Origin of the sequence: Microcystis sp. M53602_WE12, assembly GCF_030065455.1 — a bacterium.
GTDB classification, from domain to species: domain Bacteria; phylum Cyanobacteriota; class Cyanobacteriia; order Cyanobacteriales; family Microcystaceae; genus Microcystis; species Microcystis aeruginosa.
In genome coordinates, this window is the sequence record NZ_JASJFB010000436.1 from 1 (window position 1) to 14,527 (window position 14,527).

The window sequence follows — 14,527 nt, forward strand, 5'->3', positions numbered from 1 at the left end:
ACGGTAAATTCCAGTGGCAACGCCTAGAAAACATGATTACAATGGCTCGATCGGAAAGTAACTTCGATTTACTGCCCACCGCGCAATTAGGCATCACTTTTCTTCTCTCGGAAGAAGGTCGTTATCTGCGTCGTCAATTGCTATTAGCTTTAACGGAAGATGACCGTCTCCATACTGCCGAAGTGCAACGTCTCTGGGGTTTAATTCAAGGAGAATTGCAACCGCGGCGACTCTTGGATGTGGCCATGAGCGCTTTTCGGGAATTATCGTCCCAAGGTGTGGCCGCTGTCCTTCCGGGAGAAACCAGTTCGCGTTAAAGTGTTTAAGGTCATCATCGGTTAATCACTTTTTCTATGGATTATTATTTTCTGCCCCAACCGCCCTATTTTCTAGTTTTTGCTGGTTTATTTATCGGTATTACCTGCGGGGCCGCTTTTGAAGCTAGTCTCAAGCAAGTGGTTAACAATTGGTATAAAAATAAGGGTTCAGACGATCAAAATCTTTTAAAATCCAGTTCCTTACAAATTCCTTTTATTGGTATTTGTGTAGGAATCTGTCTTTTCCTGGCCTCGGGATTAGATATATTTATTCTCAATGGTTGGGTTGCCTACGCTATCTCTCTCCCCATGACTATCTTTATTGGTGGTTTGGTTTGGAGTCAGTTAGGGGAATTATTAGGCCAATTACAGCGCGGCGGTTCTAAAGAAATTGACCTCGATTATCGGGGATAATTAGGAGGCAGCAAACATTTAGGACTAAGATAATAGGTGTTAGCAGATAGGAAAGAGCAACTCCCCCACAACTAACACCAAAACCCTAGTTAGGGTTGGCTGAATAAATCTAAAAACCTTGTTGGATAATGTCTTTAGACTTTTTTTCCCTCAAAAAGTGCCGACCATTGGAGTGATTGGGGGGAAAATTCCGGGACTTTTTCCCTGAAAATTAGGTAATTGACTACCTGAAAATGGGTAAAACCCCACACCCCACACCCCACACCCTACACCCTACCCCCACGAAAAACTTTTTGCCGCAAACCCTAGTTATACCCAATTTCCCAGCTATTTTGGCCCGCGATTTTAGATGCAAAAACCTTTAGCATGGCATTGGCGATCGCTTCCTCTGCATCAGCGCACCGGTTCCGAGGTTTTTGCCTGCTTATTCTCCCAAGATGCGATCGCTACTTTACTAGAAAGTCCCTATCCGGGTAATTCCCTCTCCCGTTACTCTCTTTGTGCTGGTTCCCCGCGTCAGCTTTGGACCCCTGCATTAGGGGAAATTTTGCCCTTTTTAAGCAGTTTACTCCCCCAAACCCGATGTGATCATCTTCCCGATCATCTTCCCTTCCATGGCGGTTGGTTGGGGTGGTTAGGCTACGATTTAGCTTGGGAGATAGAAAAATTACCGGACAGGAAAGCTGATAGTCTCCCTTTTCCCGTCGCTTATTGGTATGAACCGGATAGTTTTGCCATTCTCGATCACCAAGCACAAATTCTCTGGTTAGCTGCCACTAAACCCGAAGATTTAGATAAATACGAACAATCTTTAACCACTAACCCCGATTTTGAGTTTATCGATCCCCATCCCTCTCCCTTAATCTTTTATACTTCTCAACTCGACTACGAAAAAGCTGTTAAAAAAGCGTTAGATTATATCAGAAAAGGTGATATTTTTCAAGCAAATTTATCCCTAAGATTTCAAAGCAGAACCAGGGCAAAAGGATGGCAAATTTATCGCAGTTTACAACAGATTAACCCTTCTCCTTTTGCCAGTTATTGGCGCACCCCTTGGGGAGAAATGATTAGTTGTTCTCCCGAAAGATTGGTAAAATTAGAAAGGGGAATAGCCAGCACTAGACCGATCGCTGGAACCCGTCCCCGGGGTAAAACCGAGGCACTCGATCAACAATTAGCCGAGGAACTATTAACTAATAAAAAAGAGCGGGCCGAGCATATTATGCTAGTGGATCTAGAACGTAATGATCTAGGTAGAGTTTGTGAATGGGGATCGGTTCATGTGGATGAATTACTGACGATCGAGCGTTATAGTCACGTTATGCACTTGGTCAGTAATGTTCAAGGAAAATTAGATAAAAAGTATCATGCTATTGATTTAATTAAAGCTCTTTTCCCCGGGGGAACAATTACCGGTTGTCCGAAAGTTCGTTGTCTAGAAATTATCGAAGAATTGGAACCGGTGCGACGCAATTTATTCTATGGTTCCTGTGGCTATATTGACCTACGGGGTCATTTAGATTTGAATATTCTCATCCGTACCCTATTAATGACTGCTCAAGGGAATTTAAACACCGTTTGGGGACAGGTGGGAGCGGGAATAGTTGCCGATAGTGATCCCGAAAAAGAATGGTTAGAATCCCTTCATAAAGCTGAAGCACAATTAATCGCTTTACGTTCTTTTTAATTTTTGATTTCAACAAACTAACCTATTGTTGCATCTTGCATGAGTGCCTTTTGCATGAGTGCCTATCCTAACCAAGAAATTAATTTGGCAGGACTACTTACTTTTTACCTTATCTGCTATTTTGTAGGATAGCTTCCGATCTTGAACCCTATTCATGAATCAAATTTCTATCGCTGTTACTTTTTTTCTTAGTTTATTCTTGACCTCGCTTCCCTTTTTACTTTTCGGGGCAGCCGTTTCCAGTTTTTTGCTGGTTTTCGTCAATAAACAGCGATTAGCGGCGATATTTCCCCGTAATCGACTGTTAGGAGCGATCGTTGGCAGTACAATCGGATTAATCTTACCGGTCGGACAATACGGCACGATTCCCGTCGCTAGAAGATTCTTATTAGAGGGAGTACCCCCAGGGGTGGTGTTTAGCTTTCTCACCGCTGCACCTACCCTAAATATCGTCACTCTTTGGCTAACTTGGCAGACTTTCACCTATTCTAGTATTTTCTTCTATCGATCGCTTTCGGTCTGGTTAATGGCAATTGTTATCGGTACTCTCTTTAGTTTCTACCGGGAAAAACCCCGCACCGATAGCGAAATTCCCCTAGAATCGAGTTTAGTTCTTTCCGGTAGTTTTTTACCGGAGGAAGCAGTCAGTCAACCCCTACAAAGAGTCGGCAGTCTTGTTTATGAGTATAAAAGTAGAGATAGGCAAGCTTGGCCAATTTCTGTGCAGTTATTTCTCGATAACTTTATCGATGAAGCGCTGGAATTAGGGGGATTATTAATTATAGGCTGTGCGATCGCTAGTGTCTTTCAGCTATTATTACCTCAGAGTCAATTAATTGCCTGGGGGAATACTGCCGTTACTCAAATTCTCGTGCAGTTGTTTTTAGGTGTCACCCTTTCTGTTAATGCCAGTCTTAGCGCTTTTGTCCCCGGTTCTTTAATTACTAATCTGTCCCTGGGTTCCACTCTAGCTTTTTTACTGGTCGCTTCCCTCATTGATATTAAAGCTTTTATCCTCCTCCTATCAGCTTTCCGTCCTAAAATCGTCCTTTATTTCGGAATTTTATGCCTGTTAATGACTTTTTTAGTGGCTCTGATCCTCAGTTTTTATCTAGGTTGAATTTCTTCCGGGTCAGAAAAATTTTTTCTTGACAAAAGCCTCTTGACATGATACTATATTCATAATGGAAAATCCGTGCGCCTACAAGCCCTATTTTCCCAAGCATTTAAACTCTAACTCATCCTGATTCTGCTTGCCGGAGTTGCGACAACATAGTTTTATAGTTCTCACTCCACCCACCTACTGAGAGGTTCAATAAGCATCTTTTCGATGAATACTACTCAATATGATAATCAGCATTTCTTGATCTTGAATTTTGTAAATGATGCGATAATCTCCTATTCTAATTCGGTAGGTTTCATCATATCCTTTGAGTTTCTTGACTCCGCTAGGACGAGGTGTATCGGTAAGTAGTCTAATGGCAGTAATTAAGCGTTCGCGTTGTTGTTTGGGTAAGTTGTTTAGTTGTTTTTGAACTGGTTTCGGAATAATAACTCTGTAGTTCACGCTTGAGTTGTCTCATATTCTTCGAGGGTTAGATAGTCTCCTGCTTGATAAGCTGATTCAGAAGCGATTATGTTAGCTTGCTCTTCTTCTGTAATTTCTATTGCAGTATGTCGTTCTTTGATAAAGAGCAAAAAGTCAAGTAATTCAGTCAAAAGGGTGTCAGGTGTCTGCTCGATTTCTTTAATTAGTTGTTCTTTGAGTGTCATAGCTTTATCAGTAATCAGTAATCAGTAATCAGTCATCAGTTATCAGTGATTAATTCCATCATAGTCCATCATTCAATCATTCCAATCATAGTCGATGATTAGGTGGTGGGTTACTGGACTAGGTAATAGGTGTAGGGGTAATTCATGAATTACCCCTACAATAGGCTACGTTTTTCTGGATGTTGTCAAAATTTTCTCTTGACAAAAGCCCCTTGACATGATATTATATTCATAATGGAAAAGCCGTGCGCCTGCGAACCCCATTTTCCCAAGCATTTAAACTCTAACTCATCTTAATTCTGCCTGCCGGAGTTGCGACAACATAGTTTTATAGTTCTCCATAATTGTTTGGCTATCGGGATGATTTTTCCCTAATACTTGGGTAGCAATCTTAATCGCTTCTCGATAGAGAGGTTCCGCTTCTGTGTATCTGCCTTGGGAATAGTACAATGCTGCTAAATTGTTGAGGGAAGTTGCCACATCGGGATGATTGTCTCCTAAGAGTCGTTTTCTCAAATCTAATGCTTCTAGATAGAGAGGTTCTGCTTCTGTGTACCTGCCTTGGGAATTGTACAATCCTGCTACATTGTTGAGGGAAGTTGCCACATCGGGATGGTTTGCTCCTAATAGCTGTTCTGTCAGAGAAAGGGAGCGCTTATACAGGGGTTCTGCTTCTGCGTACCTGCCTTGGCATCGGTATAATAGTGCTAAATTGTTGAGGGAAACTGCCACATCAGGATGGTTTTCTCCTAATCGCTGTTCCCGCAGAGAAAGGGAGCGCTTATACAATGGTTCCGCTTCCGCGTATCTGCCTTGGCATCGGTATAATTCTGCTAAATTATTGAGACTGGTAGCAAAATGGGGATGGTTTTCTCCTAATAGCTGTTCCCACAGAGAAAGGGAGCGCTTATACAATGGTTCCGCTTCTGCGTATCTGCCTTGGCATTGATATAATGCTGCTAAATTATTGAGACTGGTAGCAACATCGGGATGGTTTTCTCCTAATAGCTGTTCTGTCAGAGAAAGGGAGCTCTTATACAATGGTTCCGCTTCTGCGTATCTGCCTTGAGAATAGTACAATGCTGCTAAATTGTTGAGGGAATCTGCCACATCGAGATGATTTTCTCCTAAGCGAGTTCGAGTTGCGGTTAAACAAGCTTGACAGTAAGGTTCAGCAATAGCATACAATCCTTGTCCATTATAATAACGAGCTAAACCCATATAGGACTCGGCTAAATCCTCATCAGCGATATATTCTGGATATTCCCTGACAGCTTGTTGAATATGGGGAATTAAGGGAGTCAGATTTTGAATAATATCTAGAGTGGGAGTTTCGGGGACTGTTCTCGATGTATCTGTCATCACCGTACAATAACGACTTTTTGCGGTATTGGCTATCTCGGAACCTTCTAATTTTTCCCGTAGATAAAGACGGATGAGAGGGTGCAGTTGATACCATTCATTGCCTAAAGATTTCAGCAAATTAAGCTTAACCAAGCTATCGGTTAACCATTTTTCTATCTCGTCTTTAGCTTCATCAGAAAATAAACTGATGATTAAGTGCTTGGGAAAAGGTGCCGAAGCAAATAAACTGAGACAAAGAGCTAATTTTTGTTCTTCTGTTTCTAACAGTTGCCAACTGAGATCGAGAATTGTTTTAATACTGCGGACTTCCTCCTTATCAGAGTTGAGATATTTTAAGCCTTTTTTGGGGAATTTTTCCTTGATATTTGCTAAAGTTTCAGTGGTTGCTTGTCTCAGAAAACTGCCTAGTAATTGTAATCCTAGAGGCAAATATCCTAAACACTGACAAAGTTGCTTGGCTGCCTCTAACTCCGCGGTTAGACGTTCTTTTCCTAAGTAGGTTTGCAGTAAATCTAAAGCTTGCGCTGCTGTGAGAACATCTAAGTTTATCGTTGATAGCGATACCCCTAAGTAACTAAAGCGAGTGGTAATTAAAACCCGAAAACGAGATTCTTTTCCTGATGGTAGATAAGATGTAATTTGGTCGTAGTCACGCACATCATCAAAAATAATTAAAGCATTTCCCTCGGGCCAATTTTGCCAACAGTAACGCACTCGTTCACTTAAGGTTCCCTGATTGGGGATGTTTAAACCCAGGTATTCTCTGGCAAAAAATAAAATAGCCAAACCGGGGTCACTGTTAAGGACATTTATCCAACAAATACCCGCAGGATAATCCCCTTTATGTTGCCAAGCATACTGTAAAGCTAATTCAGTTTTTCCCGAACCTCCCATCCCACTTAAAACAATTGGGGAAGATTGCTGAAAAGCTTGATGAATCCGGGATAATTCCTGTTCTCTACCAACAAAGTTAACTGCTGTTCCTGGTAAATTATAGGGATCATGAACGGTATTTTTATCGGTAAATAGCTGATTATAGTTGGTAGCTTGGGTTGAATTTTCTGTTAAAAATAACCGCAGGAAAAACCAAGAATTTAAATCTGGCATATAGAGAATAACTTTGTTAGTAAAATCATGATTCATCCACCAAATTTGTCGGAGATTAAAGCGAGCTAAATTTTCTCGATTGAAATTAATTAATTGCAAGGCATCTACTAGGGAAGCATCAGAAAAAGCGGTTTCAAAACCAGTAATTGATACTACTCCCGACTCCAATTCTGCCAATTGTGTTAACAAGAAGTTCAAGACAAAAGAGGGTTTTTCCCATCTTGGTAAGACAATTTTATGAAAAATAATGCCTTGTTCTTGCAGTTTATTCTCTAATTCTCTAACTACTTGCTGACGGGAAAAATCATCATAAAATTCCACCCTAGCTAAACCTCTAGATGGTCTTCGTCCCCACAATAGCAAACGAGCTGCCGTATGGGAAATAGTACCCGGTTCTAACTCCGATTGATTAGTTTGATTAACTTGATGTACCACCGGGGACACCTCCATCGGGACCAGTAGGAATATGACCTTGAGCATTTAAAATATCAACCACAAGGGGATGCACCATAAAGCATCTTTCCCCGTCTCCATCTACTTCTTGAATCGCTCGATCATTTAATAAAGCGTATAATACTTCATTGGGAATTTGTGCTTCCGGATTAGCATCATAAATTCGTTTTAACAATAATACCTTATCCCCATAACTAACATGATCGATATCATAAGGATTTTGACCTAAACGTCTTTCATATTCTGTTCTTAAACTGCGAATTGCCCTGCTAATATGACTAGACATGATCAGATTTTGTTGATTGACAATTGCTTCATCAGAAGCTTCTCTAACTAAATAAAATAAATCTCTGATATTGCCACCAGAGGCAATAATAACCCGCTCTATTTGTCCATCTTCAAATAAATTAGATTTAACTCTTGCTTCTAAAACTTTTCTCACTGCTTCCCGTCCTTTTTGGTTAGGAGTATGATCTTTTTGGCAAAAAACTGGAGTATCGGGAATCAGGAGATTATGGTCAAAAGTGAGGTTAATCCCAGGAGATGAATTATACAATCCAATCGGAATATTAAAAATAATGTGAATGTCTAAATCTTTGAAAATGTTAGAATAGTTTAAAAATAAATCCCTGACCGCTTCTTGTGAAACACCAGCTTTATCGAAGTCTTCTCCAATAATTAACCAGCTTCTCTGCATAGTTTCCTGTAAGTTCTGATTACACTCTTTCAGGAGTTGATTAGCAATATTAATTAAATCTCTGGAACGGGAAAGACGGTATTCAACAACTTTTTTCTCTCGCGAGGAAGCAAACCGGAATTCTCCCTTGAGAGAGGCAAAAAGTCCGAGAATTTTATTCCAGAAAGAATCTTCCTTTACTCCCGCTCCTGCTTCCGTTTTGATTTGACTTTCTCTGGTTTCCTTGCGGGTAAATTCTTCAGAACTAAACCAATCCCAAAGCTTTTGTAAATTTTCATCACTGGGTTGTCGAGAAATTTTAGCGGTTTTCTCAACAATTTCCACCACCATAAAGAGAAACACATCAAGGGGACTGAAATTAATCGCATCGAGTTCACTTAAAACACTAAATCGCAGGGGTTTAAAATGCTGTTTAATCTCATGATCATTAATTAAACGAGTTAATTCTGTCGATTTGCCTACCCCCGTGTGTCCCATTAAACAGGCTTTGTAATATTGTTGCGTATCTATGACCCGTTTTAACCCTAATTTTAGACGCTGAATTTTATCTTCCCCTCTCACCTTATTCATTTCTTCTCGATAAAAAGCATCTATTTCCTTCTGAGTTAATAGGGGTTCAGGAGATATAGTTAAATGGATTTCATCAAGAGTAGTCGCAGGTTCAAAGCGAGTCAGAGAGGCGTGTTGCATAGAGACAGGAAAAATCATTCTCTGGAGATACTTTTTATTATATAAGTAGCTGGTTATAATTAAATTAAAAATGGATTTTAGGTTCGATCCCCCCTTAATCCCCCCTTAATAAGGGGGGCATCTGAAAGTTTTTAATACCCACCTAATTATTCAGCAAACCATATTTAAGCGGGAAAAATCCCTTTTTGTGTAGTCTGTGATACTGTTTTTAGGATTGAGATCGTCTAAGGTCAAAGAAATTGCTTCTAGGGTTCCGATTTAAACTTCTTTAAATGTCAGGTCCGAGAGGAGCAAGCTAGTCTTAAATGAGCGGATCAAAAATTTTTTCCGTCTAAGCTGGCTACACGGCGGGATAAAAGCCCGGGAGACTTTAAGGATAACTGTTTTGAGGCAGTATCTTTGAAGACTCCCGGGTTATTGTATTTTGAGGTAAAATAATGTCCGAGGAATCTACTTTTCAACCCCCTCATGTAACTGAAGCTCAACAGGCCTTAGAAAAAGAACGCCATTTGCCCCTAACCGGTTGGCAACAGGAAGTTTCCCAGGGGTTAACCTACGGTTTAGAGGCGGCCGATAGTATTCGCGATCGCAGTATTCCCACCTTTTCCAGGGGTGAGTTACCCCACTATGCGGGAATTAACACCTTTATGAAGGCTCCCTATTTGGAAGATGTGCGGAATGTGGGCAATTATGACGTGGCAATCGTGGGTGTTCCCCATGATTCGGGGACAACTTACCGACCCGGAACTCGTTTTGGTCCCCAGGGAATTCGGCGGATTTCGGCTCTTTATACACCCTACAATTTTGAATTAGGGGTAGATTTGCGCGAACAAATTACGCTCTGTGATCTGGGGGATATTTTCACCATTCCTGCTAATAATGAAAAGTCCTTCGATCAAATCTCGAAGGGGGTTGCCCATGTTTTTAGTTCCGGCGCATTGCCGATTATTTTAGGGGGTGATCATTCTATTGGTTTTCCGACGGTGCGCGGTATTTGTCGGCATTTAGGGGATAAAAAAGTCGGTATTATTCACTTTGATCGCCATGTGGATACCCAGGAAACAGATTTAGATGAACGGATGCACACTTGCCCCTGGTTTCATGCCACCAATATGAAAAATGCTCCTGCTAAAAATCTCGTCCAATTAGGGATTGGTGGTTGGCAAGTTCCCCGTCAAGGTGTTAAAGTTTGCCGCGAGCGGGCCACTAATATTTTGACCGTCACCGACATTGTGGAACGAGGCATTGATGCGGCCGCCGAATTTGCCTTAGAACGAGCTTTAGATGGTACGGATTGCGTTTGGATTAGTTTTGATATTGATTGCATTGATGCCGGTTTTGTCCCCGGTACAGGTTGGCCAGAACCGGGGGGTTTATTACCCCGTGAAGCCTTAGCTTTATTGGGTAAAATTATCCAAAAAGCTCCCATTTGTGGCATGGAAGTGGTGGAAGTTTCCCCTCCCTACGATATTAGTGATATGACCTCTTTGATGGCTACCCGTGTTATTTGTGATGCCATGGCCCATCTGGTTATTTCAGGTCAATTACCGCGTAAAGAAAAGCCCTATTATATTCATCCTGATGCCAATCTGGCCGTTGACGAACCCTGGCAGTAATTTCCTATGCACGAAACTGATATGACCAAGGCGTTAATTATGACAGTTCGAGATTGGTATGATAGCCAACCTGAAAAGCTCAAAATTGAAAAAATTCATCTCATGGTTGGTGAATTTACCTGTGTCGAACCAGTCAGTTTACAATTTGCCTTTGAAGTTCAAACTGCCAATACTTTTCTGGCTGGCGTGGAATTAGCGATTAAAAATATTCCCCTAATTGCTTATTGTCATTGCTGTCAAAAGGATTATCAACCCCAAATTGGCCAGCAATATTCCTGCCCAACTTGTCGATCGCCGATGGAGGATATTCGTTCAGGTCGAGAGTTAAAAATTGACCACATTGAATATTCTTTAGATTCTTAAACAAAGTTGGGCGATCGCTTCTACAAGTTCGATGATCAATTATTCATTCTCAACTAAAATGCACCAAACTTTTGACGCGGCCCTAGAAATTAATCTACTTCATGCCAATCAAGCAGGAGCCGATCACAACCGGGAACATTTTGACGAGTGGGGCATCACCTGTTTAAACCTGATGAGTAGTCCTGGTGCGGGTAAAACTGTATTATTGGAAAAAACCCTCGCAGCCTTAAAAGATCAATTAAAAATGGCTGTTATTGAAGGCGATATGACTACAGAACTAGATGCAGAGCGCCTGAGACAATATGGAGTTCCGGTAATTGCCATTAATACAGGTCGCTCCTGTCACTTAGATTCCAAAATGGTAGCTGGGGGAATTCATCGTTTCAAAGAAGATTATAACCCCAAAGAGTTTGATTTATTGTTGGTGGAAAATGTGGGAAATTTAGTTTGTCCCGCCGAATTTGAGGTAGGGGAACACGCTAAAGTTGCTCTATTAAGTATTACTGAAGGAGAAGATAAACCCCTCAAATATCCAATTATGTTTCAAGAAGCGGATTGTCTGATTATTACCAAATTAGATCTGGCTCCTTATTTAGAGATTGATTTACAACGTTTAGAAGCAAATGTTCGTTCTATGAATCCCGATGTAAAGATTATCGCTCTTTCTGCTCAAACAGGAGAAGGTTTAGAAGACTGGTTAAATTGGCTAAAAAGCCAAGTCAATATTCCGAGGTTTTTGAATTGTTAATCAGTAACAGTTTTTGAGATTTATTTCTGTTTTACTAGCTGTCATCTCTAAAGGCTATTACCTATGAAACGGCGCCATTTTTTCTCCTTACTTCTCGTTTTTTTTAGTAGCTTACTCCTGACCATTAGTTGCAATCAAGCTCCTCAGCAAACCCCCAATGCAAGTAGTTCTCTGAGTAATACTGCCCCGATTGTCATTGGTTATAGTAACTGGGCCGGTTGGTGGCCATGGGCGATCGCTGAAGAAGAGGGATTATTTGCTAAAAATGGGGCTAATGTTCAAATGAAATGGTTTGATGGTTATCTTGAATCCTTACAAGCTTTGGCCGCCGGACAATTAGATGGAAATAGTCAAACTCTCAACGATACAATCGCTTTTGCGGGAGATGCAGTGAATGGTCAAGTTGCTGTTTTAGTTAATGATAACTCGTCAGGAAATGACAAAGTTATTGTCACAGAAGAGATTAAAACTATTCAAGATTTAAAAGGCAAAAAAGTTGCAGTCGAAGAAGGCGTTGTCGGTGATTTTCTCCTCAGTTTAGCTCTAGAAAAAGAAGGAATGAGCCGTAAAGATGTGCAAATTGTCCCCATGGAAACAGGGGCTGCTGCTGCCGCTTTTGCATCGGGAAAAGTAGATGCAGTTGGTGCTTTTCCACCTTTTTGGTCAACAGCCCTTAAAAGAAAAGGTTCTAAAGAATTAATTAGTTCCAAAGCTTTTCCCGGTGCTATTCCCGATTTATTAGTTGTCAGTGCCAAATTAATCAAAGAAAAACCAGAACAGGTTCAGGCTCTTGTCAAAACCTGGTTTGATGTTCGAGAGTTTATGGCTAAAAATCCCCAAAAAGCCGATGAGATTATGGCCAAGCGTGCCGGCATTAGCCCAGAAGAATTGGCCTTATATAAAGAGGGAACGAAGTTTTTCACCTTAGAAGAAAACCTAGAAGCTTTTAGTCCGGGGAAAACCATAAAAAATATGCCCTTTGCCGCTCAAAAAATGGCTGGTTTTATGATGGAAGTTGGCTTTATTAAAAAAGTCCCCGATCTAACAACCATTTTAGAGCCCAAATTTGTCAAGTCGTTGGCAAATCAAGACAAAAAATCCTAATTAGTCCCTCGATCATTGACTTCAAGAATTGTTTGATAACTGGGTGATATTGGCTATCAAAATTATTCTTTTCTTTGGCAAATCCCATGACCACAACACCTAAAACGCTTCCTCAAAGCACTTTTTGGCGGATTACCGAGGATATTCCCGAATCCCTCAAATGGACTTTAATGGTTTCCTCTATTATTGTCCCGCTTATTTTCTGGTTACTAATCTCTAGTTTTGCGGGCATTGAATCCGTATTTTTGCCTTCTCCTTTAGCCGTTATTCAGGCCTTAGGAAAATTGGCAGAACAGGGCTTTTTAATTCAAGATACTATTACCAGTTTTTTACGAGTAGTTGGGGGCTTTTTTTTGGGAGGATTGTTTGCTATTCCCCTGGGGATTTTAATGGGAACTTTTCCGAGTATTCGTAGTTTAATGGAACCGATCATTGGCGTTGTACGTTATATGCCCGCTCCTGCTTTTATTCCCCTATTGGTTATTTATTTGGGTATTGGAGAAACATCAAAGATTATGCTCATTTTTATCGGGACAATTTTCTTTAATACCCTGATGATTATGGATGCAGTTAAGTTCATTCCCCGTGAATTGATCGAAGTAACTTATACCCTTGGAGGAACTCGAAAACAGGTTTTATTTAAAGTGATTACTCCCTATATTATTCCTAATGTTATCGATACTTTTCGTGTTAATATGGCAGCCGCCTGGAATTTGGTAGTGGTGGCGGAATTGGTGGCGGCCGATAATGGATTAGGCAAACGGATTTTATTGGCCCAGAAATTTCTGAGAACCGATGAAATTTTTGCCTGTTTAATTGTCCTGGGAATTATTGGCTTTGCCCTAGATTTAAGTTTTCGTTTGTTTTTGCAGTGGACTTGTAAATGGTCAATTACTCGTTAACTTAAAAACTCAATAACAGAGTTGATTATGTCACCAATAAAGTTATTTTAATGATAAGAGAAGAACCTTAATGCACTTAGAAATTACTCAACTCAATAAAATTTTCACCACTAAACGAGGTGCTGTGGTCGCTCTGAAAGATATTAATTTACACGTTGAAAGTGCTGAATTTGTCTGTGCGGTCGGGGCCTCTGGTTCGGGAAAATCAACTTTGTTGCGAATGATTGCGGGTTTAGAGCTGCCCACTTCCGGCAAAATTACCGTTGATGGTGTTGAAGTGACAGGGCCGGGAGCCGATCGCGGCATGGTTTTCCAAAATTATACACTCTATCCCTGGATGACGATCCAAAAAAATGTTGAATTTGGCTTAAAACTACAGGGATTATCGACAAAAGAATGCTGGGAAGTGGCCTGTTATTATCTGGATATTGTCGGTTTAACTCAATTCGCTAATGCTTACCCCAGAGAACTATCGGGTGGGATGAAACAACGGGTAGCGATCGCCCGCTCTCTTGCCTGTCATCCCAAAGTTTTATTAATGGACGAACCCTTTGCAGCTTTAGATGTACAAACCAAAGAAAGAATGCACGAATATTTAATTGAAATTTGGCAAAAAATTAGGTGTAGTATTTTAATGATTACCCATGATGTGGATGAAGCGGTTTTTTTAGCTCAACGTATTTATGTTTTGAGTGCTAGGCCCGGGACTATACAACGGGAATTAACAATTAATTTACCCCTAGATCGTAATCATAAAATTAAACGACAAGCTCAGTTTTATGACTATACCGATGAAATTTACGGCCTACTACGGGGTGAGAAATCCTAGAAAAAACTAGGGATGATCAAGAGTAGTCCCGGGTTGAAAACGAATTAGAGCAGCAAAAATCATCCTCAAACAGCGATCGCTCGTTGCTGCCGCAAAACCTAGATAAGGTTTGCTGAATAAATCTAAAAACCTTGTTGGGTAAGACTTTTAGACTTTTTGTCAATCAAAAAGTGCCAGCCCTTGCAGTGATCGGGGGGGAAATTTAGGCACTTTTTCCCTGAAAATTAGGTATTGACCCCCTAAAAAACCCTACACCCCATACCCCACACCCCACACCCTGCCCCACGAAAAACTTTTTCAGCAAACCCTAGATAAATGATAGAACAGTTGTTCAACCATTAAGATTTGGTGATAATCCCGGGCAAGTGTGATCTAAAGTACAGCTTTTTTTGGGAAAGTTTCTCCATCGGTGCTGCCTTGGGGCGCAAATATGATAGAATGGGGGTAAATTGATACAAAACT

The 14,527-nt window shown here is 40.8% G+C and carries 14 protein-coding genes, 2 pseudogenes and 1 riboswitch; of the genes and pseudogenes, 11 read left to right on the forward strand and 5 right to left on the reverse strand.

Annotated features, from left to right (window positions below):
• The 5 genes and pseudogenes from PX482_RS14690 to PX482_RS14710 form a co-directional block, all read left to right on the forward strand.
• A pseudogene (locus PX482_RS14690) lies at positions 1–317 on the forward strand (AarF/ABC1/UbiB kinase family protein); the annotation flags it as partial.
• Positions 318–353: 36 nt separating this feature from the next.
• On the forward strand, positions 354–731 hold the full coding sequence (locus PX482_RS14695) for a hypothetical protein (RefSeq protein ID WP_002734118.1): 378 nt from the start codon (positions 354–356) through the stop codon (positions 729–731).
• 233 nt (positions 732–964) lie between these two features.
• Positions 965–1,096: a hypothetical protein gene (locus PX482_RS14700; RefSeq protein ID WP_288025734.1), complete on the forward strand. Its 132-nt coding sequence runs from the start codon at positions 965–967 to the stop codon at positions 1,094–1,096.
• The gene (locus PX482_RS14705) at positions 1,081–2,418 is read left to right on the forward strand and encodes an anthranilate synthase component I (protein WP_002760922.1); all 1,338 of its coding nucleotides are present in this window, start codon (positions 1,081–1,083) and stop codon (positions 2,416–2,418) included. The genes PX482_RS14700 and PX482_RS14705 overlap by 16 nt, the downstream gene beginning before the upstream one ends.
• A 154-nt stretch (positions 2,419–2,572) precedes the next feature.
• Positions 2,573–3,538 (forward strand): permease, encoded by a 966-nt coding sequence (locus tag PX482_RS14710; RefSeq protein ID WP_288122613.1) that lies wholly within the window; start codon positions 2,573–2,575, stop codon positions 3,536–3,538.
• Between the two features lie 192 nt (positions 3,539–3,730).
• Here the strand turns inward: PX482_RS14710 and PX482_RS14715 are convergent, their stop codons facing one another.
• The 4 genes from PX482_RS14715 to PX482_RS14730 form a co-directional block, all read right to left on the reverse strand.
• Positions 3,731–3,985, reverse strand: a complete 255-nt coding sequence (locus tag PX482_RS14715; protein ID WP_002746390.1) for a type II toxin-antitoxin system RelE family toxin — start codon at positions 3,983–3,985, stop codon at positions 3,731–3,733.
• Complete coding sequence (locus tag PX482_RS14720; RefSeq protein ID WP_002798302.1) at positions 3,982–4,191, reverse strand: hypothetical protein; 210 nt, start codon at positions 4,189–4,191, stop codon at positions 3,982–3,984. The genes PX482_RS14715 and PX482_RS14720 overlap by 4 nt, the downstream gene beginning before the upstream one ends.
• A gap of 288 nt (positions 4,192–4,479) precedes the next feature.
• Positions 4,480–7,113 (reverse strand): tetratricopeptide repeat protein, encoded by a 2,634-nt coding sequence (locus PX482_RS14725; RefSeq protein WP_288122614.1) that lies wholly within the window; start codon positions 7,111–7,113, stop codon positions 4,480–4,482.
• Entirely contained in the window at positions 7,082–8,503 is a 1,422-nt protein-coding gene (locus tag PX482_RS14730; RefSeq protein WP_288094679.1) for a hypothetical protein, read from the reverse strand. The genes PX482_RS14725 and PX482_RS14730 overlap by 32 nt, the downstream gene beginning before the upstream one ends.
• 234 nt (positions 8,504–8,737) lie before the next feature.
• Positions 8,738–8,872, forward strand: a riboswitch (guanidine-I (ykkC/yxkD leader).
• Positions 8,873–8,940: 68 nt separating this feature from the next.
• Here PX482_RS14730 and PX482_RS14735 point away from each other — a divergent pair.
• From PX482_RS14735 to PX482_RS14760, 6 genes are all read left to right on the forward strand, one after another.
• Complete coding sequence (locus PX482_RS14735) at positions 8,941–10,119, forward strand: agmatinase family protein (RefSeq protein WP_002732465.1); 1,179 nt, start codon at positions 8,941–8,943, stop codon at positions 10,117–10,119.
• Positions 10,120–10,125: 6 nt separating this feature from the next.
• Entirely contained in the window at positions 10,126–10,482 is a 357-nt protein-coding gene (gene hypA / locus PX482_RS14740; RefSeq protein WP_002760929.1) for a hydrogenase maturation nickel metallochaperone HypA, read from the forward strand.
• Between the two features lie 58 nt (positions 10,483–10,540).
• Positions 10,541–11,230, forward strand: a complete 690-nt coding sequence (hypB, locus tag PX482_RS14745) for a hydrogenase nickel incorporation protein HypB (protein WP_002734828.1) — start codon at positions 10,541–10,543, stop codon at positions 11,228–11,230.
• Positions 11,231–11,293: 63 nt separating this feature from the next.
• Positions 11,294–12,334, forward strand: a complete 1,041-nt coding sequence (locus tag PX482_RS14750) for an ABC transporter substrate-binding protein (protein WP_002760931.1) — start codon at positions 11,294–11,296, stop codon at positions 12,332–12,334.
• An 86-nt stretch (positions 12,335–12,420) separates the two neighbouring features.
• Entirely contained in the window at positions 12,421–13,236 is an 816-nt protein-coding gene (locus PX482_RS14755; protein WP_002760933.1) for an ABC transporter permease, read from the forward strand.
• 70 nt (positions 13,237–13,306) lie between these two features.
• A complete protein-coding gene (locus tag PX482_RS14760) occupies positions 13,307–14,065 on the forward strand; it encodes an ABC transporter ATP-binding protein (RefSeq protein ID WP_002760935.1) in 759 nt (252 codons plus the stop codon).
• Between the two features lie 122 nt (positions 14,066–14,187).
• Here the strand turns inward: PX482_RS14760 and PX482_RS28110 are convergent.
• Positions 14,188–14,369: pseudogene (locus tag PX482_RS28110) on the reverse strand (hypothetical protein).
• Between the last annotated feature and the right edge of the window lie 158 nt (positions 14,370–14,527).